Origin of the sequence: Bradyrhizobium sp. CCBAU 45389 (assembly GCF_028128625.1) — a bacterium.
Lineage (GTDB): Bacteria > Pseudomonadota > Alphaproteobacteria > Rhizobiales > Xanthobacteraceae > Bradyrhizobium > Bradyrhizobium liaoningense_B.
On sequence record NZ_LBIY01000086.1, the window covers coordinates 150986 to 170539 of the forward strand.

Annotated in this window: 16 protein-coding genes; 10 read left to right on the forward strand and 6 right to left on the reverse strand. The window is 65.2% G+C overall.

What is annotated here, in order from left to right; genetic code table 11:
* Positions 1–60: 60 nt before the first annotated feature.
* On the reverse strand, positions 61–2154 hold the full coding sequence (locus tag XH79_RS16730) for a methyl-accepting chemotaxis protein (protein ID WP_271582316.1): 2094 nt from the start codon (positions 2152–2154) through the stop codon (positions 61–63).
* Between the two features lie 249 nt (positions 2155–2403).
* The gene (locus XH79_RS16735; RefSeq protein ID WP_271582317.1) at positions 2404–4497 is read right to left on the reverse strand and encodes a methyl-accepting chemotaxis protein; all 2094 of its coding nucleotides are present in this window, start codon (positions 4495–4497) and stop codon (positions 2404–2406) included.
* 272 nt (positions 4498–4769) lie between these two features.
* Here XH79_RS16735 and XH79_RS16740 point away from each other — a divergent pair, with 272 nt between their 5' ends.
* A complete protein-coding gene (locus XH79_RS16740) occupies positions 4770–4925 on the forward strand; it encodes a Thivi_2564 family membrane protein (protein WP_130363252.1) in 156 nt (51 codons plus the stop codon).
* 56 nt (positions 4926–4981) lie between these two features.
* Here XH79_RS16740 and XH79_RS16745 read toward each other — a convergent pair whose 3' ends face one another.
* The 4 genes from XH79_RS16745 to cysD form a co-directional block, all read right to left on the reverse strand.
* On the reverse strand, positions 4982–5182 hold the full coding sequence (locus XH79_RS16745; protein WP_008546815.1) for a CsbD family protein: 201 nt from the start codon (positions 5180–5182) through the stop codon (positions 4982–4984).
* Positions 5183–5329: 147 nt separating this feature from the next.
* Positions 5330–7495: a malate synthase G gene (locus XH79_RS16750; RefSeq protein WP_271582318.1), complete on the reverse strand. Its 2166-nt coding sequence runs from the start codon at positions 7493–7495 to the stop codon at positions 5330–5332.
* Between the two features lie 395 nt (positions 7496–7890).
* Complete coding sequence (cysC, locus tag XH79_RS16755; RefSeq protein ID WP_271582319.1) at positions 7891–9807, reverse strand: adenylyl-sulfate kinase; 1917 nt, start codon at positions 9805–9807, stop codon at positions 7891–7893.
* Between the two features lie 19 nt (positions 9808–9826).
* The gene (gene cysD, locus XH79_RS16760; RefSeq protein WP_212344701.1) at positions 9827–10621 is read right to left on the reverse strand and encodes a sulfate adenylyltransferase subunit CysD; all 795 of its coding nucleotides are present in this window, start codon (positions 10619–10621) and stop codon (positions 9827–9829) included.
* Positions 10622–10857: 236 nt separating this feature from the next.
* Between cysD and cysG the strand changes: the two genes are divergently transcribed.
* From cysG to XH79_RS16805, 9 genes are all read left to right on the forward strand, one after another.
* Positions 10858–12282, forward strand: coding sequence for a siroheme synthase CysG (gene cysG, locus XH79_RS16765; RefSeq protein WP_271582320.1), 1425 nt, complete (start codon positions 10858–10860; stop codon positions 12280–12282).
* Entirely contained in the window at positions 12279–12587 is a 309-nt protein-coding gene (locus XH79_RS16770) for a DUF2849 domain-containing protein (RefSeq protein WP_211402763.1), read from the forward strand. The genes cysG and XH79_RS16770 overlap by 4 nt, the downstream gene beginning before the upstream one ends.
* A 30-nt stretch (positions 12588–12617) precedes the next feature.
* A complete protein-coding gene (locus tag XH79_RS16775; protein ID WP_271582321.1) occupies positions 12618–14273 on the forward strand; it encodes a nitrite/sulfite reductase in 1656 nt (551 codons plus the stop codon).
* Positions 14260–14775 (forward strand): DUF934 domain-containing protein, encoded by a 516-nt coding sequence (locus XH79_RS16780; RefSeq protein ID WP_271582322.1) that lies wholly within the window; start codon positions 14260–14262, stop codon positions 14773–14775. Before XH79_RS16775 ends, XH79_RS16780 begins: the two co-directional genes overlap by 14 nt.
* The gene (locus XH79_RS16785) at positions 14772–15497 is read left to right on the forward strand and encodes a phosphoadenylyl-sulfate reductase (RefSeq protein ID WP_271582323.1); all 726 of its coding nucleotides are present in this window, start codon (positions 14772–14774) and stop codon (positions 15495–15497) included. The genes XH79_RS16780 and XH79_RS16785 overlap by 4 nt, the downstream gene beginning before the upstream one ends.
* Before the next feature lie 108 nt (positions 15498–15605).
* Positions 15606–16619 carry a sulfate ABC transporter substrate-binding protein gene (locus tag XH79_RS16790; RefSeq protein ID WP_433996660.1) on the forward strand — a complete coding sequence of 338 codons (1014 nt, stop codon included), beginning with the start codon at positions 15606–15608 and terminating at the stop codon, positions 16617–16619.
* 37 nt (positions 16620–16656) lie between these two features.
* A complete protein-coding gene (gene cysT, locus XH79_RS16795; protein WP_271582324.1) occupies positions 16657–17493 on the forward strand; it encodes a sulfate ABC transporter permease subunit CysT in 837 nt (278 codons plus the stop codon).
* Between the two features lie 11 nt (positions 17494–17504).
* Positions 17505–18416, forward strand: a complete 912-nt coding sequence (gene cysW / locus XH79_RS16800) for a sulfate ABC transporter permease subunit CysW (protein ID WP_212344719.1) — start codon at positions 17505–17507, stop codon at positions 18414–18416.
* Positions 18406–19440, forward strand: coding sequence for a sulfate/molybdate ABC transporter ATP-binding protein (locus XH79_RS16805; RefSeq protein WP_212344720.1), 1035 nt, complete (start codon positions 18406–18408; stop codon positions 19438–19440). The genes cysW and XH79_RS16805 overlap by 11 nt, the downstream gene beginning before the upstream one ends.
* The last annotated feature ends 114 nt before the right edge of the window (positions 19441–19554 follow it).

Here is a 19554-nt window from a genome sequence, read left to right on the forward strand (position 1 = left end):
CTGGCTTTCGCCAGGACGACATCGAGAGGTGGTTGCCGCCTCTACTCCAACCCCGCTTCCCTACGCCGCGCGGATCTTGCCCAGGAAGTCGCTGACCTGCCGGCCGAGTTGGCGGCTCTGCGTCTCCAGCGTCTCCGAGGCCTGCTTGACGTTCTCCGCGGCGCCGGCCGCGGTGTCGGCGTCGGCCTTGACGCCGGTGATGTTGTCCGAGACGTTCTTGGTGCCCTGCGCCGCGTATTGCGTGCTGCGGGTGATCTCTTGCGTCGCCGCGCCCTGCTCCTGAACGGCGGCGGCGATGGCAGTGGCGACCTCGTTGACCTCGCCGATGATGCCGCCGATCGCCTGGATCGCGTTGATGGCATCGCCCGCGACCTTCTGGATGTCGGCGATCTGCTCGGAGATTTCTTCGGTTGCCTTCGCGGTCTGGCTCGCCAGCGACTTCACTTCTGACGCAACCACGGCGAAGCCGCGTCCGGCCTCGCCGGCGCGCGCCGCCTCGATCGTGGCATTGAGTGCGAGCAGGTTGGTCTGCGCCGCGATGGTGTTGATCAGGCCGACGACCTCGCCGATCCGCCCGGCGGATTGCGCCAGCCCCTGGACGGTGCTGTCGGTCTCGCGGGCCTGGTTCACGGCGCGGCTGGCGATGCCGGCGGCATGTGCCGCCTGCTGGCTGATGTCGTTGATCGAGGCCGAGAGCTCCTCGGCGGCAGCGGCCACGCTGTCGACGCTCATGGAGGCGTCGTTGGAGGCCTTGCCGGCGATCTCGACGCGCTCATTGGTCTGGCGCGAGACCGCGGAGAGGTCGCCCGAGGTCTTGCGCATCTCGCCGGAGGCTTCGCTCAATTCGCCCAGCGACTTGCGCACCACGCCCTCGAACTCGCCGACATAGGCCTCCATCGCGCGCTGGCGCGCCGCGGCGCCGGCGTTGCGCTCGCGCTCCTGTTCCTCGATCTTGAGCTTGTCGATCGCCTGTTGCTTGAACGTCTCCAGCGCGCCCGCAAGCGAGCCAATCTCGTCGTGACGGTCGAGATAGCCGCTGTCGACCGTGAGGTCGCCGCCGGCAACCTTGAGCATGGCGTCGCGGATCCGGTGCAGCGGCGTGATCACGCGGCGGCTGACCGCCAGCATGGCGGCACCGGTCAGGACGATCGCGGCAACGAGCAGGGCGATGTTGACGAGCAGCCATTGCACGGCGCCCGCGCGTTGGGCGGCGGAATGATCCCTGGCCGCCTGCAGCGCCGCATCGGCAAGTCTCACCGCGCTCATCATGCGGGGCACCGAATAGGGGCTCCACTGGTTGGCGGTCATCGACGGCTTCTCGCCCTTGGCGATCGTCGTGATGACGCCGTCGCGCGTCGCGGCATATTGCTGGTCGAAATAGGTCGTCTTGGTCTCGCTGATCGCAGCCGAGAGCGCCGGGGGCAATTGCATGCCCGATGCGGCAAGCTCGATCGCGGTCCAGGCCGTGTCGGTGCCACCGACCAGCTTGGTATAAGTGAGCTGCACCTCGGGGGCGATCTTGCCGGCGTTGAGGGCATTGCCGACGATCTGCGAGGATTCGCCGGCGGTGTTACGCAGCAGCCAGGCCATCTGCTTGATGGTCAGGAGCTGGTCGATGGTCGCATCCTGGTGGTTGACGCTGGCGGCGAGCACGCCTGAGAGCTTTTCGAGCTGCGCCATCAGCGCGTCCTCGGTCGCGACATATTCCTTGGCAAGGCCTGCGCGGCGCTCGGCCTTCGGCTTGACCACCTCGGTCCAGAACTCGGCCTGCTTTGCCAGCAGCGTCGTGTTCAAGGTGCCGAGGTCGGCGAGGAACGTTTCACGCTGGGCGATGTCGGTCGTGGGCAGGATCTCGAGCGTACGCGCCAGCGCCGGCATCAGGGCCTCGCGAACCTCGCGGATGTATTTCTCGATGTCCTTGTCCATCGCGACATCGGAGTTGAGCTGGCGGCCGCTGGTCGAGCGGTCGGCGCGGATGTTCGCCATCGCCTTGAACATTTCGGCCGAAGCGCCGGACACCGCAACGATCCGGTTCGCCTGCTGCAGCCGGGTCCATGAGCTCCATGCGCTGATCGAGAAGCCGATGACCACAACGAGCGCGGTCGAGAGGATCACCGCTTTCAGCAGCGTGGATACGGTCAGGCGGTTGAGCATCGGACACCCCGGTACGCATTTCGAAGTTCGTGGCCCCGAACGGCAGCCCCCCAAACGAACTTCGAAAGACCAAAGGGTTGCACGTGATACATGCGCCGGCCTCGCAGCAGGCTTGAAGCGCATTTGGCCCGAAAAGGGTAAAAACTTAGACAGTGCCTCTGCCGTAAAATTACGGGCGCTGTGTTGGGGAGCGACCTATCAATCTCTGCCTTCGCCGGGACGACACCGAGCGAGTGGACCCTGCGTGCCCTACGCCGCGCGGATCTTGCCGAGGAAGTCGCTGACGTCGTGGCCGAGCTGGCGGCTCTGGCTCTCCAGCATCTCGGAGGCGTGCTTCACATTGTCTGCGGCCGCGGCGGCGGCATCCGCGTCGGCCTTGACGCCGGTGATGTTGTCCGAGACGTTCTTGGTGCCCTGCGCCGCATATTGCGTGCTGCGTGTGATCTCCTGGGTCGCCGCGCCCTGCTCCTGCACGGCGGCGGCAATCGCGGTCGCGACCTCGTTCACCTCGCCGATGATGCCGCCGATGGTCTGGATGGCATTGATGGCATCGCCAGCGACCTTCTGGATGTCGGCGATCTGCTCGGAGATTTCCTCGGTGGCCTTCGCCGTCTGGCTCGCCAGCGACTTGACCTCGGAGGCGACCACCGCGAAGCCGCGGCCGGCGTCGCCCGCGCGCGCGGCCTCGATCGTGGCGTTGAGCGCGAGCAGATTGGTTTGCGCCGCGATGGTGTTGATGAGGCCGACGACCTCGCCGATGCGCCCTGCGGATTTTGCCAGGCCCTGCACGGTGCCGTCGGTCTCGCGCGCTTGCGTGACGGCGCGGCCGGCGATGCCGGCGGCGTGGGCGGCCTGCTGGCTGATGTCGTTGATCGAGGCCGAGAGCTCCTCTGCGGCAGCGGCGACGCTGTCGACGCTCATCGAGGCGTCGTTGGAGGCCTTGCCCGCGACCTGAACGCGGTCGTTGGTCTGGCGCGACACCGCGGACAGATCGCCGGAGGTCTTGCACATCTCGCCGGAAGCTTCGCTGAGCTCGCCGAGCGTCTTGCGGACCACGCCCTCGAACTCGCCGACATAGACCTCGATCGCGCGCTGGCGCGCGGTGGCACCCGCATTGCGCTCGCGCTCATGCGCCTCAATCTTGAGCTTGTCGGTGGCCTGCTGCTTGAAGGTTTCGAGCGCACCGGCGAGCGCGCCGATTTCGTCCTGGCGGTCGAGATAGCCGCTGTCGACCGCAAGGTCGCCGCCGGCGACCTTGAGCATGCTGTCGCGAATGGTGTTGAGCGGACGGATGACACGGCGGCTGACCAGCATGATCGCGCCGACGGCAAGGGCGACGGCGAGCGCGAGCAGCACGAGCTGCACGACCAGCGCGCGCAGCGCAGCACCGCGCTGTTCCAGCGTATGGCTCTTGGCGGCGTCGAGCGCCGTCTCGGCGACGGCAACCGCGCTGGACAGGCGGCCCACCGTCACCGGCGTCCACTGGTTCGCGGTCATTTCGGCCTTTTCGCCATTGGCGAGCTTGTTGGCCAGGCGATCGCGAAGCGCCAGATATTGCGGATCGAAATAGGCGGTCTTGGCAGCAGTCATGGCGGACGACAGTGCCGGCGGCAGCTCCATGCCCGAGGCCGACAATTCCAGCGCCTTCCACATCGCGGCCGTTCCGCCGACGTATTGGGTGTAGGCGAGGCGCGCCTCCGGCGCGATGCGGCTACTGTTGAGTCCGAGGGAGATGATCAGCGAGGCTTCACCCGCGGTGTTGCGGAGCAGCCAGGCATTCTGCTTGATCGAGAGCAGCTGGTCGATCGCCGCGTCCTGGTGATTGACGGTCGCGGCCAGGGCGTTCGAGAGCTTGTCGAGCGTCTCGAGCAGGCCCTGCGTCGTCTCCATGTATTCCTTCGGCAGGCCGGCGCGGCGCTGGTCCTTGGGCTTGGCGACCTCCTCCCAGAACTGCTTCTGCTGCTCGCTCGCCGATTTGTAGAGGCGCGCGAGCTCCGGCACCAGCGTTGCGGACTGCGGAAACTCCATCGTCGGCAGCAGCTCCAGCGCATGTGCCATTGCCGGCATCTCGGCGTCCCGGATCGCGCGCAGATATTTCTCGATCTCGGCATCCATCGGCTCGGTGGCGTTGAGGAGCCGGTTGGTGGTCGAACGGTCGGTGCGCAGATTGTGCATCGCCTTGAACAGGTCGGCGGACGCGTCGGCGATCTGCGAGATGCGGTTGGCGGTCTTCAAGCGGTCCCAGGAGGCATAGGCCGTGAGCGAGAGCACAACGACCACGCAGATCGACGTGATCGCGATCACTGCCTTGAGCAGCGCGGATACGGTCAGACGATTCAGCATCGAGGTCCCCCAATTCCCATATCGAAGTTCGTGGCGGCGCCCCGGCAACATCGAAAAGGAGGGGCCCGCTAGAATCGGCAATCACATGCCGTTGGCGCCTCATGGCCAGACGGTTTCTGCATGTGAGAGGAAAAGGGTAAAGTTTTAGGCAGCCAGCCTGCTGGTAGAAATACGCATTTACTAGAAGTTGCAATGGGTTGCTGGAATGGAACCGGCGCGCGAGACGGGCGTTAGGACACCGTTAGCAATTTGCCAGAAGGGGGGTCCCTGCAATGCTGATCGGCGTCCTCGTCACCTTTCTCGTCGTCATCCTCGTGCTCTATCTCATCAACATGCTGCCGATGGACGGCCGCGCCAAGCAGATCGCGCGCGTCATCGTCATCATCATTGGCGTGGTGTCGCTGTTGAAATATTTGACGGTGTTCTAGCGACGGCTCCCTAAACAAAAAGCCCCGGCCTGAGCCGGGGCTTCGTTCGTGCCGTGCTAGTGCAGCGACTTCAGCCAGTCGTCGACGTCCTGACGAACCTGGTCCTTGGCCTTGCCATAGCGTTCCTGGAGCCGGCCCTCGAGTTGCTCGCGGCGACCCTCGATCAGTTGGAGATCGTCGTCAGTGAGCTTGCCCCATTTCTCCTTGGCCGATCCCTTGAACTGCTTCCAGTTTCCTTCGATCCGATTCCAGTCCATGACCATCTCCCATGGGTTGATGGCCGGACAACGCGAGGCGCGCGCAGCCGTTCCGCAAGCCGTCGCGACGTTTTCGCCCAACAAAAAAGCCCCGGCGCAGGCCGGGGCTTTTGACGTTTCTGTGACTTCGCTCAGCCCAGCGCCTAGTTATCCAAGAGCCTTGGCCTCGCGGCGGCGCGCGGTGAGGATGTATTCGGTGTAGCCGTTCGGTTGCTCGCGGCCCTTGAAGATGAGGTCGCAGGCCGCCTTGAAGGCGACGCCGTCGAAGGCAGGCGCCATCGGCTTGTAGATGGGATCGCCGGCGTTCTGCTTGTCGACGACGACGGCCATGCGCTTCAGCGATTCCATCACCTGCGCCTCGGTGATCACGCCCTGGTGCAGCCAGTTGGCGAGATGCTGGCTGGAGATGCGCAACGTCGCGCGGTCTTCCATCAGGCCGACATCGTGGATGTCGGGCACCTTGGAGCAGCCGACGCCCTGGTCGATCCAGCGCACGACATAGCCGAGGATGCCCTGGCAGTTGTTGTCGATCTCCTGCTTGACGTCATCAGGCGCCCAGTTCGACTTCGACACCGGAATGGTGAGGATGTCCGACAGCTTCGCGCGCGGCCCGCCCTTGGTCAGCTCCTGCTGGCGCGCGATGACGTTGACCTGGTGATAGTGCAGCGCGTGCAGCGTCGCAGCCGTCGGCGAGGGCACCCAGGCGGTGGTGGCGCCGGCCTGCGGATGGCCAAGCTTCTGCGCCAGCATGTCCGCCATCTTGTCGGGCGCGGCCCACATGCCCTTGCCGATCTGGGCGTGGCCGGGCAGGCCACAGGTCAGGCCCATGTCGACGTTCCAGTCTTCATAGGCCTTGATCCAGGCCTGCGCTTTCATTTCGTTCTTGCGGATCATCGGACCCGCTTCCATCGACGTGTGGATCTCGTCGCCGGTGCGGTCGAGGAAGCCGGTGTTGATGAACATGATGCGCTTGGAGGCGCGCTGGATGCAGGCCTTGAGGTTGACGGTGGTACGCCGCTCCTCGTCCATGATGCCGACCTTGAGCGTGTTCTCGGGCAGCGAGAGCATCTTCTCGACGCGGTCGAAGATCTCGCAGGTCAGCGACACCTCGTCCGGGCCGTGCATCTTCGGCTTGACGATATAGGCCGATCCGGTGCGGCTGTTCTTGACCTTGGAGTTGCCCTTGAGGTCGTGGATCGCGAGCAGGCCCGAGACGGCGGCGTCCAGGAGGCCTTCCGGCACTTCCTCGCCCTTCTCGTCCAGCACCGCATCGGTGAACATGTGGTGACCGCAGTTGCGCATCAGCAGCAGGCTGCGGCCGTGCAGCTTCACTTCGCCCTTGCCGTCAGGCGTCTTGTAGACGCGGTCGGTGTTGAGCGAGCGCGTCAGCGTCTTGCCGCCCTTCTCGAAATCGGCCGACAGCGTGCCGTTCATCAGGCCGAGCGTGTTGCGATAGACCAGCACCTTGTCTTCGGCATCAACCGCAGCGACCGAGTCTTCCATGTCTAGAATGGTGGAGACGGCGGCCTCCATGATCATGTCGGCGACGCCGGCCGGATCGTCCTTGCCGATCGCGCTGCTGCGATCGATCTTCACCTCGACATGCAGGCCGTTGTCGGCGAGCAGCACCGCGCTCGGCGCAGCGGCATCGCCCTGGAAGCCGGCGAACTGCGCGGCATTCTTCAGCGCGGTCGCATTGCCGCTCTTCAGCTTCACCGCGAGCTGGCCCGCGACGATGCTGTAGGCGGTGACGTCGGTGTGGCTGCCGGTCGCGAGCGGCGCGGCGGCGTCGAGGAACGCCTTGGCCTTGGCGATCACCTTGTCGCCGCGCGCCTTGTTGTAGCCCTTGCCGCTCTCGGACGGATCGTGCGGGATTGCGTCGGTGCCGTAGAAGGCATCATAGAGCGAACCCCAGCGCGCATTCGCCGCGTTCAGCGCATAGCGCGCATTGGTGAGGGGAACAACCAGCTGCGGACCGCAGATCTTGCCGATCTCCTCGTCGACATTGGCGGTCTCGACCTTCTGCGTCGCCGGCTCCGGGACGAGATAGCCGATCTCCTTCAGGAAGGCGGTGTAGGCATCGAGGTCGAACGCCTTGCCCTTGTTGGCGCGATGCCAGTCGTCGATCTTGGCCTGCAGCGTGTCGCGCACCGCCAGCAGCGCGCGGTTCTTCGGCCCCAGGTCCTTGATGATGGCGGCAACCCCGGCCCAGAACGCATCCGGCGCGATCCCCGTTTTCGGGGCCGCTTCCTTGGCGATGAAGTCAAACAGGACGGGAGCGATCTTCAATCCGTGGGCGTCGACGCGTTTCATGATGGGCTTTCTTGTTGGAAATGGCTGTTTTTGGCTGCTTTTGACCCGACAGCAGCAAAATGCGCCCACGAGGGGCGGCTTTCCGGACCTATTAGCCCCAAAATCGGGGCGGTGAGAAGACCCCCGGGGGTTTGTCAAAATGTCAAGGTGATGTGGGCTGGCGCGTTTTACAAAGCCGATTGAGCCCGACTTCGCGTCATGCGCACAACTGCGCTCCCTCCCCCCTTGCGGGGGAGGGTGGGGGAGGGGGGTAGCCCAGGAAAAGGTGTGTCGGAATTCGACGGAGCGGTGTGCTCATATTGATGGAGAGAGTCCCCGTGTGGACCCCTCTCCCTAACCCTCCCCCTCCCGCAAGGGGGGAGGGGACGCGGCGGTGCAAGCGGATGGAGCCTGCCTCAAATATTCGCAGCGAGGTCCACGAGTTCGTCGAACAGCACGCCGGTCGATTTCAGCATCTGCTCGATCTCGTCCGCCGCCTCGGCCACCGTCCGCTTCGACGTGTCGATCACGAGCTCGGCGGCCTGCGGCGCCTCATAGTCGTTGAGGATGCCGGTGAAGGATTGCAGCGTGCCGGCGCGCGCCTTCTTGTAATGGCCCTTGGGATCGCGGTCCTCGCAGACGCCGGCCGGCGTCGCGACATGGATCTCGCGGAACGCGGTGTCGGCGATGCGGCGTGCGGCGGCGCGGTCCTCGCGGGCCGGCGACACGGCCGCGACGATTGCGATGTGGCCGTTGCGGGCGAGGTGTGTCGCGACCTCGGCAAGGCGGCGGATGTTCTCGCTGCGATCGGCGGCGGAGAAGCCGAGATCGCTGTTGAGGCCTGCGCGCAGCGTGTCGCCGTCGAGCAGGATCGGCGAGCCGCCATTGGTGAAGAGACGTCGCTCCAGCGCCTTTGCCAGCGTCGACTTGCCGGAAGCCGGAAGGCCGGTGAGCCAGACCACGGCACCGTTGTGCTGATAGCGCGCGGAGCGCTCGTCGGGACGGAGTGCCGATTCCACCGGCACGATGTCGACGGGCACGGCGCGCTGGCCGGCATCGACCGACAGCACGAGACCGCCGCCGGCGATGCGTCCGGACACCTCGATCACGAGACGCCCGGTGCGCGGATTCTCGGTGTAGGGATCGGTTGCGATCGGATTCGAAAGAGAAATGTCGATCTCGCCGACATGGTTGCGGCCGATCGCCTTGTTCTCGCTGCTCGAGAGCTCGCCGGGATCGACCGCCTTCTCGATGGCGACGACGGTGGCGCGGCTTTCCTTCGGTCCGCAGCGCACCAGCAGCTGGTCGCCCTTGGCGAGCGGCTTGTCGTGCAGCCAGAAAATGCGCGCACGCAGGCGGCGCGTCTCGCGCGGGGCGGTGCCGGCATGCGCGACGATGTCGCCGCGCTCGATGAACAATTCGCGGTCGAGCGTGATGCCGACCGAGCGGCCGGCGCCCTGACGTCCCGCCACCGGCGTCGCCGGCCAGCTCTCGACCGTCTTGATCTTCGCGATCTTGCCGGCCGGCATGATCACGATCTCATCGCCGGCAACGAGGCTGCCGGATTCGATGCGGCCGGCGACGATGCGGCGGTCATCGAACTTGTAGATCGCCTGCACCGGCAGCCGCAGCGCCAGCGCTTCCAGCGGTCGCGCGGGTTCGAGCCGGTCGAGCGCCTCGACCACGGTCGGTCCCTTGTACCAGCCGATGCGGCCGGTGCGCTCGGCGACGCCGTCGCCGTCGCGCGCGGAAATCGGGATCACGGCCGTCGGCGTCACGCCGAGACCGCTCAGATGCGCGGAAATCTCGTCGCTGATGTCCTTGAAACGCTCGGCGGAGAAGTCGACGCGGTCCATCTTGTTGACGACGACAGCGACCTGCTTCACGCCGAGCAGATGCAGGAGATAGCCGTGCCGCCTGGTCTGGTCGCGCACGCCTTCCAGCGCGTCGATGATCAGCACCGCGCCGTCGGCCTGCGAGGCGCCGGTGATCATGTTGCGCAGGAATTCGGCGTGGCCGGGTGCGTCGATCAGCACGATGTCGCGCGAATTGGTGCGGAAGCGGATTTGCGTGGTGTCGATGGTGATGCCCTGGTCGCGCTCGGTCTGCAGCGCATCGAGCAGGAACGACCATTCGAACGGCATGCCGCGCCGCGCGCTGACGGCTTTGAGCATTTCGAGCTTGCCGTCGGGCAGGCTGCCGGTCTCGTGCAGCAGGCGGCCGACCAGCGTCGACTTGCCGTGGTCGACATGGCCGACGATGACGATGCGCACTTGCGGACGCGTGGTGCCGTTCGGAGTGGCCGGCGAAGCGGGAGTGACGATCATGTTCATAGCCACAAAGCGTCCTTGATCAGAGATAGCCGGCGACGCGAAGGCGCTCGAAGGCGTCCTCGGTCTCGTGGTCGAGCGCGCGCCCGGCGCGTTCCGGCACCTTGGTCTGTTCGAGCTCGATCAGGATCTCGTCGATGGTCGACGCCGTCGAGTTCACGGGATTGGTGATGTCCTGATCGCCCAGCGAGCGATAGCGCTTGCCGTTCTGCGAGAGATAGAGCGGGATGATCGGGATGTTCTCGCGCTTGGTGTAGGCCCAGATGTCGGCCTCGGTCCAATGCAGGATCGGGTGGATGCGCAAATGCGCGCCCTGCGGCGGCGAGGCGTTGAAATGATCCCAGAACTCCGGCGGCTGGTCGCGCACGTCCCAATTGCCTTCGAGGCCGCGCGGCGAGAACACGCGCTCCTTGGCGCGCGTCGCTTCCTCGTCGCGGCGGATGCCGGCGATCAGGCCGTCGAAGCCGTATTTGGCGAGTGCCATCTTGAGCCCTTCCGTCTTGCGCGCGGCGGAACGGGCGGCCGGCGGCAGCGTTGGGTCGACGGCATCGATGGGCGGGCAGGGCTCGACACGGAGATCGAGATCCCACTCCTTCCCGTAATGATCGCGAAAGCGATACATCTCCGGAAACTTCTTGCCGGTGTCGACATGGAGGGCCGGGAACGGCATCTTGCCAAAGAAGGCCTTCCGCGCCAGCCAGATCATGACGTTGGAGTCTTTGCCGAGCGACCACAGCAAGGCGATCTTCTTCAGGCGGGCGAAGGCCTCGCGAAAGATGTAGATGCTCTGCGCCTCGAGCTGGTCCAAATGGTCCATGCTGGGGGCGGTCAGCCCGATTGGAATTTGCTCGGAAACGGGGGCGCGGGAGTCGTGCCCATCTGCACCAGAATCGGTCCTGAGAAGATGCATCTCTGCCACTTTGCGTTTGGAGGCGAATTTTCTATAGTTGCGGTGCAGAAGAGAAGAAAAAATTTTCTCTTTGCGCGCTCGAAACGACACATATATAGAAAATAATTCCAGTCAACCCCGGATGTGGGGGAAGCGAGTATCGCATGCGGTTCTTGCCGGTGTTTCTCGATCTGAAGGCCGGTCCGGTGGTCCTCATCGGCGCGGGTGAGCTTTTGCGCGCCAAGTTGCGCGTGCTCGCCGCTGCCTGCGCGCGCCTCCGCGTGCATGCGATCGACGGCAATCATGACTTTGGTTTCGGCTCTGAGGGCGCGTCGCGTATCGAAATCGCGGCCGACGATCCGCTGACGGCTGATCTCTCCGGCGTCATCGCCATCGTCTGCGCAGGCGCGGGCGACGTCGGCGTTGCCATGTCGGCGCGCGCCAAGGCGCTCGGCCTGCCCGTCAACGTCATGGACGATCTCGAGCATTCCAGCTTCATCTTCCCGGCCATCGTCGACCGCGGCGATGTCGTGGTCGCCGTCGGCACCGGCGGCACCTCGCCGGTGGTGGCGCGGCGCGTGCGCGAGAAGATCGAGGCGCTGCTGCCGGCGCGCATCGGCGAGCTCGCCGAGTTCATCGGCGCCTTCCGCAAATCCATCAACGAGCGCATCGTCGAGTTTCCGCTGCGTCGCCGCTTCTGGGAGCGCGTCATCGACGGCCCGATCGGCGCCGCGGTGCTCGCCGGCCGCAAAGGCGAAGCCGACGCATCGCTCAAGGCGATTTCCGATCCGTCCGCATTCGCGCGTGCCGACAAGCCGGAAGGCTCGGTCGCGCTTGTGGGCGCCGGTCCCGGCGACCCGGACCTTCTCACCATCAAGGCGCTGCGCGCACTCCAGGACGCCGACATCGTCTTCCATGACGAATTGGTCTCGCCCGAAATTCTCGACCGCATCCGCCGCGACACCACGCGCGTGCCGGTCGGCCGCCGCGTCGGCAAGCCCGGTATCGGCCAGGACGCCATCAACAAGCGCATGATCGAGGCCGCACAAGCAGGCCAGCGCGTCGTGCGGCTGAAGGGCGGCGATCCCTTCGTGTTCGGCCGTGGCGGCGAAGAGGTCGAAGCCTTGCGCGCCGCCGGCATCGCCTATTCGATCATCCCCGGCATCACGGCGGGGCTCGGCGGCGCCGCCGATTTCGAGGTGCCGCTCACCTATCGTCACGAAGCGACCCGCATCACCTTCCTCACCGCGCACAAGGCGCGCGATGCCGAAGCCGTGGACTGGTCGACGCTGACCGACACCAAGATGACCGTTGTCGTCTACATGGGCATGACCGCTGCGCCAGCCGTGCGCGCAGGTCTGTTCGCGGCCGGCCGTTCGCCGGAGACGCCGGTCGGCGTGTTCGCCCGTGTCACGCGGCCCGATGCGCAAGGAGCGATCGGTACGCTGCGTGATTTGCCCGAGCTCGTGCGGCGGATCCATGGTGGTCCCGCCATCCTCATCATCGGCGACGTGGTCCGGCATGCCGGCTCGCTTCGCCGCCAGACACCCAAAGAAATCATCTCTGACCTATTGGATGCAGCTGAATGACCTCCCCTCTGCAACAAAAACTGAAAATCACGGGCCCGTCCGTTGTGACCGCCAACCGCACCTGGGACGGCGTGGTGGTCTATCGCACCGCCGCCAAGGGCTGGTCCGTGGAACTGACCGATGCCGCGATCGTGCGAAACTCGGATGAGGCGAAAGCGTTGCTTGCCGAGGCCGTTGCCGATGACGTCGGCGCAATCGGCCCCTATATCGCGCCGGTGCAGGTCGATGATGCCGGCAAGATCCTGCCGGGCAATCTGCGCGAGCAGATCCGCCGCGACGGCGTGACAATCGGCTTGCCGGTCTGATCGCAGGTCGAGCTGTAAGGCACTCTAATCATGTACGCTTACGACGAAATCGACCGCACGCTGGTCAACGAGCGCGTCTCTGAATTCCGCGACCAGGTGCAGCGCCGTCTCTCGGGCGAGCTCACCGAGGACGAATTCAAGATGCTGCGCCTGCAGAACGGCGTCTATCTGCAGCTGCACGCCTACATGTTCCGCGTCGCGATTCCCTACGGAACGCTGGCGTCGAACCAGTTGCGGGCGCTTGCCCATGTCGCGCGCAAATACGACCGCGGCTACGGCCATTTCACCACGCGCCAGAACATCCAGTTCAACTGGATCAAGCTGTCGGACCTGCCGGATGCGCTCGCCGATCTCGCCGAAGTCGGCATCCACGCGATGCAGACCTCCGGCAACAACATGCGCAACGTCACCTCGGATCAGTGGGCTGGCGTCGCGCCGGGCGAGATCGAGGATCCCCGCATCTGGTCGGAGCTGATCCGCCAGCATACCACGCTGCACCCGGAATTCTCGTTCCTGCCGCGCAAGTTCAAGATCGCGATCACCGCGTCGGATCACGACCGCGCCGCGATCAAGGTTCACGATATCGGCCTGCGTCTGATCAAGAACGAGAAGGGCGAGACCGGCTTCGAGGTTCTGGTCGGGGGCGGCCTCGGCCGCACGCCGTTCATCGGCAAGACCATCAAGCACTTCGTCCACGGCCGCGATCTGCTCAGCTATATCGAGGCCATTCTGCGCGTCTACAACCAGTACGGACGCCGCGACAACATCTACAAGGCGCGGATCAAGATCCTGGTGCACGAGCTCGGCATCGAGAAGTTTTCGCGCGAGGTCGAGGAGGAGTGGCAGCACATTCGCAACTCCTCGCTCCAGATCGACGACGAGGTGATCGAGGACATCCGCTCGCGCTTCATCTATCCGTCTTACGAGAAACTGCCGCATATGCCGGACGAGCTGCGGCAGGCCGCCGCCGATCCCGAGTTCGAGGCCTGGCGCAAGAACTCGGTCGCCGCTCACAAGAACCCCGGCTACTCCATCGTCACGATCTCGCTGAAGCCGATCGGAGCGCCTCCCGGCGATGCCACCGCCGAGCAGATGGATGCGCTGGCCGATCTCGCCGACAAATATTCCTTCGGCGAGATCCGCGTCGGTCACGAGCAGAATCTGGCGCTGCCGCACGTCGCCAAGCGCGACCTGCCGGCGCTGTGGAAGGCGCTCGACAAGCTCGGGCTGGCGACGCCGAACGTCAATCTGATCACCGACATCATCGCCTGCCCCGGGCTCGACTATTGCTCGCTGGCGAATGCGCGCTCGATCCCGATCGCGCAGGAATTGACGCGGCGCTTTGCCAATCACGAGCTGGCCAACCTGATTGGCCGGCTCCACATCAACATCTCCGGCTGCATCAATGCCTGCGGCCATCACCATGTCGGCCATATCGGCATTCTCGGCGTCGAGAAGAACGGCGAGGAGGTCTATCAGATCACCATTGGCGGCCGCGCCGACGAGAGCGCCGCACTCGGCAATCTGATCGGCCCCGGCGTCAAGTTCGACGAGGTCGCCGACGTCATCGAGGACGTCGTGGAGGCTTATCTTGCGCTGCGCGAGCGGCCGGAGGAGCTGTTCGTCGACACGGTGAAGCGCCTCGGTGTCGAACCCTTCAAGGAGCGCGTCTATGCCACTCGTTAACGGCGGAAAGATCGCCGACGACAGCTTCGTCAAGCTCGCCGTCGACACCCCGCTGCCCGAGGGCGGCGACATTCTGGTGCCGGCCGAGCGCTTTCTTGGCGAGGCCGTTGCGCTGCTCAAGCGTTCCGGCAAGGTCGGCGTGATCTGGCCCAACAATCGCGACATCGCCGAGCTCGTGCCGTATCTCGGCAGGATCGCCGCCGTAGCGCTGGTGTTCCCGAGCTTCCGGGATGGGCGCGCCTATAGCCAGGCGCGGCTGCTGCGCGAGCGCTACAACTACCGCGGCGAGCTGCGTGCGACGGGGCAGGTGCTGCGCGACCAGTTCGTCTTCATGCTGCGTGCCGGCTTCGACTCGTTCGAGGTCAAGAAGCAGGCCGACGCGGAAGCCTTCATGCAGACTGCCAAACGCTATTCGGTGTTCTACCAGCCGACCGGCGATGGCCGCATCACGGCGCTGCACCGGCGCATGCAGCTGCGTCACTCCGAAGGTGTCGGCACGTGAACGCGATCGCGCCTCAGGTCTCGTCCGTGTCTGCGCTGCCTTCGGCGGAGGAGCTCGCTCGCGCCTTGCGCGATGCCTCGCCCGCGGAGGTCATCGCCGCGGCGCTGGAGACGGTCGGGCGCGAGAAGCTTGCGCTCGTGTCGTCCTTCGGCGCGGAATCGGCGACGCTGTTGAAGGTGATGGCGGATGTCGATCCTGCGATCCCCGTGATCTTCCTCGACACCGGATGGCTGTTCGAGGAGACGCTGGCCTATCGCGATACGCTGATCGAAACGCTCGGCCTGAAGGACGTCCGCTCGATCAAGCCGGCCGAGGAGGCGCTGTCGCGCGACGATCCCGACCGCGATCTCTGGTTCTCTGATCCCGACGCCTGCTGCCGCATCCGCAAGGTCGAGCCGCTGGCGCGCGCGCTGAAGCCGTTCGACGCCTGGCTCAACGGCCGCAAGCGCTTTCAGGGCAATGCACGCGCCGATATTCCCGTCGTCGAGGACGACGGCGCGCGGTTGAAGTTCAATCCCTTCGCCAATGTCTCGCGCGAGGAACTCGAAGCGATCTTCGTCCGCGCCAAATTGCCGCGTCATCCACTGGCTGCCTCCGGTTTCCTGTCGGTTGGGTGTATGCCTTGCACCAGCAGAACGGCCGAAGGCGAGGATGCGCGCGCCGGTCGCTGGCGCGGCCGGGCGAAGACAGAATGCGGCATCCACACGATGAAGATTTCGTAGCACAGCTGCGCTGCCCGGCTTCGAACAAGAAAATCCGGTTCCGTTGACTTAAGCGCGTTTCGCCACGAGTTATGCCTGCCATCGATGACGCCGATGTCGTCGAGGTGAATGGAGATGGACATGATGCGCCGTATCGTTCCGCTCGCGGCAGGACTGCTCGTAACGGGATTCTTGGCAAGCTCGGCTCTCGCCGCTGACATCAATTTGTTGAACGTGTCGTACGATCCGACGCGTGAGCTCTATGCCGAGTTCAACAAGGCGTTCGCGACCGCCTATCAGAAGGAGACAGGCAAGAGCGTCGAGATCAAGCAGTCGCATGGCGGCAGCGGTTCGCAGGCGCGTAGCGTGATCGACGGCTTGCAGGCCGATGTGGTGACGCTGGCGCTCGCCTATGACATCGACGCCATCGCGAACAAGGGCCTGACCGCGGCCGACTGGCAGAAGCGGCTGCCGCAGAATTCATCACCCTACACCTCGACCATCGTGTTCCTGGTGCGCAAGGGCAATCCCAAGGGCATCAAGGACTGGGACGATCTGCTCAAGTCCGGCGTTGCCGTGATCACGCCGAACCCGAAGACCTCGGGCGGGGCGCGCTGGAATTATCTCGCCGCCTGGGGCTTTGCGCAGAAGAAGTACGGCTCGGCCGACAAGGCCAAGGACTTCATCGGAAAGCTCTATCAGCAGGTTCCGGTGCTGGATACCGGCGCACGTGGCGCCACCGTGACCTTCGTCGAGCGCGGCGTCGGCGACGTGCTGCTCGCCTGGGAGAACGAGGCGTTCCTCGCGCTGAAGGAGTTCGGCGCGAACAAGTTCGAGATCGTGGCGCCGCCGCAGTCGATCCTCGCCGAGCCGCCGGTCGCGATCGTGGACAAGGTTGCCGACAAGAAGGGCACCCGCAACGCGGCCGATGCCTACCTTCAGTACTGGTACACCAAGGAAGGCCAGGAGATTGCGGCGCGCAACTTCTACCGTCCGCGCGACGCCGAGATTGCCAAGAAGTATGAAAACTCCTTCGCGAAGGTCGAGCTGTTCACGATCGACGACGTCTTCGGCGGCTGGACCAAGGCGCAGAAGGAACATTTTGCCGACGGCGGCGTTTTCGATCAGATTTACAAGAACTGATCGGGCGCTGTCGTAGGAGGCTTTAGCAGGGGGCCTGGTGAGCGCACTCGCAGCACGACGACGGACATTGCCGGGCTTCGGTCTCACGATGGGACTGACGCTTTCCTGGCTGTCGATCATCATCCTGATTCCGCTCGCCGGCCTGTTCCTGCGCACGCTTGAGCTGAGCCCCGAGCAGTTCTGGGCCATCCTCTCCAGCCGCCGCACCCTGAATGCGCTCCGGGTCTCCTTCGGGCTCGCCTTCGCGGCGGCCTGCGTCAATCTGGTGATGGGCAGCATCATCGTCTGGGCGCTGGTGCGCTACCGCTTCCCCGGTCGGCGCATCTTCGACGCCATTGTCGACGTGCCGTTCGCGCTGCCGACGGCGGTGGCCGGCGTCGCGCTGACCGCGCTGTTCGCCGAGAAGGGCTGGCTGGGGGCGCCGCTCGCCGCGCTCGGCATCAAGGTGGCATTCACGCCGGTCGGCATCTTCGTCGCCATGATCTTCATCGGCATCCCCTTCGTGGTCCGCACCGTGCAGCCGGTGCTGCAGGACCTCGACCCTGAGATCGAGGAGGCTGCCGGTAGTCTCGGCGCGAGCCGCTGGCAGACCATTATCCGCGTGATCCTGCCCTCGCTCGCGCCGGCGCTGCTCACGGGTCTCGCGCTCGCCTTCGCCCGCGCCGTCGGCGAATACGGCTCGGTGATCTTCATCGCCGGTAATCTGCCCAACGTCTCCGAGATCGCCCCGCTCTTGATCGTGATCCGGCTCTCCGAATTCCGCTATGCCGATGCGACCGCCATCGCGGTGGTCATGCTCGTCGTATCTTTCGTCATCATCTTCGCCGTCAACCGGCTCCAGCGCTGGGCGCAGAGCCGGATTCCGGCGCGTTGAGGAGGGATGCGATGACGATGCAGATCGCAGATACCGTGTCGCTCTCGGCCTCCGACGCCAAGACGCGCGCGCATGCGGCGGCCGCGCGCGACAACCTGCGCACCGAGCCGCGCGCGGTGCGCATCGCCATCATCACGCTGGCGATCATGTTCCTCACCGTCTTCGTCGTGCTGCCGCTGGTCGTCGTGTTCGCGCAGGCGTTTTCGCGCGGCATCCTCGCCTATCTCGCTGCACTCGCCGAGCCGGAGGCGATGGCGGCGATCAAGCTGACGCTGATCGTCGCGGCGATCTCGGTCGGTCTCAATCTCGTGTTCGGCCTCGTCGCCGCCTGGGCCATCGCCAAGTTCGAGTTCAAGGGCAAGACCTTCCTGATCACGCTGATCGACCTGCCGTTCTCCGTGAGTCCGGTGATCTCGGGCCTCGTTTTCGTGCTGCTGTTCGGCGCGCAAGGCTATTTCGGCAGCTGGCTGCGCGACCATGACATCCAGATCCTGTTCGCGGTGCCCGGCATTGCGCTTGCGACCACCTTCGTGACCTTCCCGTTCGTGGCGCGTGCGCTGATCCCCTTGATGCAGGAGCAGGGCACGCAGGAGGAGGAGGCCGCGATCTCGCTCGGCGCCTCCGGCTTGCAGACCTTTTTCCGGGTCACGCTGCCCAACATCAAATGGGGCGTGCTCTACGGCGTCCTGCTCTGCAATGCGCGCGCGATGGGCGAGTTCGGCGCGGTCTCGGTCGTCTCCGGCCACATCCGCGGCGAGACCAACACCATGCCGCTCTTGGTCGAGATCCTCTACAACGAATACCAGTTCGTCGCCGCCTTCGCGATCGCCTCGCTGCTGGCGATGCTCGCGCTGATCACGCTGATCGCAAAAACCGTCCTCGAACGTCATCTCGACGAAGGAGAAGACGCAAGTGACCATTGAAGTCAGGAATCTCGTCAAGAAGTTCGGCAGCTTCGCCGCCCTCGACGGCGTCGACCTCAAGGTCGACAACGGCGAATTGCTGGCGCTGCTCGGGCCCTCCGGCTCCGGCAAGACCACCTTGCTGCGGATCATCGCCGGCCTCGACTGGCCTGATTCCGGCGAGGTCTCCTTCAACGGCGAGGATGCGCTGGCGCAGGGCGCGCGCGAACGAAATGTCGGCTTCGTGTTCCAGCACTACGCGCTGTTCCGCCACATGACCGTGTTCGAGAACGTCGCCTTCGGCCTGCGCGTGCAGCCCCGCGCGGTCCGCAAGGACGAAGCCACCATCCGTGCGCGCGTCAAGGAGCTGCTCGATCTCGTGCAGCTCGACTGGCTCGCCGACCGCTATCCGAGCCAGCTCTCCGGCGGCCAGCGCCAGCGCATCGCGCTCGCCCGGGCGCTCGCGATCGAGCCGCGCATCCTGCTGCTCGACGAGCCCTTCGGTGCGCTCGATGCGAAGGTGCGCAAGGAGCTGCGCAGATGGTTGCGCTCGCTGCACCACGAGATCAACGTCACCTCGATCTTCGTGACCCACGACCAGGAGGAGGCGCTCGAAGTCGCCAACCGCGTCGTGGTGATGGACAAGGGCCGGATCGAGCAGATCGGCTCGCCCGACGACGTCTATGAGACCCCGGCGACCGCCTTCGTGCACGGCTTCATCGGTGAGTCCATCGAGCTGCCGGTCCAGGTCGACGGCGGCGTCATCAGGCTCGGCGACCGGCCGCTTCAGCTCGCGGCCGAGGGCCTAGCGCCTGGCGCGTCAAAGCTGTTCGTACGGCGACATGACATGCTGGTCGGCCCGCCCGGCACCGGAGCCTTCGAGGGCGCGGTCCAGCATGTCCGCAATTTCGGCCCGGTGCAGCGGGCCGAGGTCGCGCTGTCAGGCGGCGAAACCATCGAGATCGACGCCCCCCGCGACAAGGAACTGCGCGCCGGCGACACCATCGGCCTCAATCCCCGCCGCTACCGGATATTTGCAGGCTGAGGTTGCTGTCATTCCGGGATGGTCCGAAGGACCAGACCCGGAATCTCGAGATTCCGGGTTCAGTGCTGCGCACTGCCCCGGAATGACAGCTACGATTTTCCTCAAAATTCACCT

Bases quoted from the DNA above. Each gene is read 5' to 3' on its own strand.
- cysW (WP_212344719.1), top strand. From the start codon at position 17,505: ATGACGATGCAGATCGCAGATACCGTGTCGCTCTCGGCCTCCGACGCC.
- XH79_RS16730 (WP_271582316.1), bottom strand. From the start codon at position 2,154: ATGCTCAACCGCCTGACCGTATCCACGCTGCTGAAAGCGGTGATCCTC.
- XH79_RS16780 (WP_271582322.1), top strand. From the start codon at position 14,260: ATGCCACTCGTTAACGGCGGAAAGATCGCCGACGACAGCTTCGTCAAG.
- cysD (WP_212344701.1), bottom strand. From the start codon at position 10,621: ATGGACCATTTGGACCAGCTCGAGGCGCAGAGCATCTACATCTTTCGC.
- XH79_RS16770 (WP_211402763.1), top strand. From the start codon at position 12,279: ATGACCTCCCCTCTGCAACAAAAACTGAAAATCACGGGCCCGTCCGTT.
- cysC (WP_271582319.1), bottom strand. From the start codon at position 9,807: ATGAACATGATCGTCACTCCCGCTTCGCCGGCCACTCCGAACGGCACC.
- XH79_RS16745 (WP_008546815.1), bottom strand. From the start codon at position 5,182: ATGGACTGGAATCGGATCGAAGGAAACTGGAAGCAGTTCAAGGGATCG.
- XH79_RS16775 (WP_271582321.1), top strand. From the start codon at position 12,618: ATGTACGCTTACGACGAAATCGACCGCACGCTGGTCAACGAGCGCGTC.
- XH79_RS16790 (WP_433996660.1), top strand. From the start codon at position 15,606: ATGGAGATGGACATGATGCGCCGTATCGTTCCGCTCGCGGCAGGACTG.
- XH79_RS16735 (WP_271582317.1), bottom strand. From the start codon at position 4,497: ATGCTGAATCGTCTGACCGTATCCGCGCTGCTCAAGGCAGTGATCGCG.
- XH79_RS16750 (WP_271582318.1), bottom strand. From the start codon at position 7,495: ATGAAACGCGTCGACGCCCACGGATTGAAGATCGCTCCCGTCCTGTTT.
- XH79_RS16740 (WP_130363252.1), top strand. From the start codon at position 4,770: ATGCTGATCGGCGTCCTCGTCACCTTTCTCGTCGTCATCCTCGTGCTC.
- cysG (WP_271582320.1), top strand. From the start codon at position 10,858: ATGCGGTTCTTGCCGGTGTTTCTCGATCTGAAGGCCGGTCCGGTGGTC.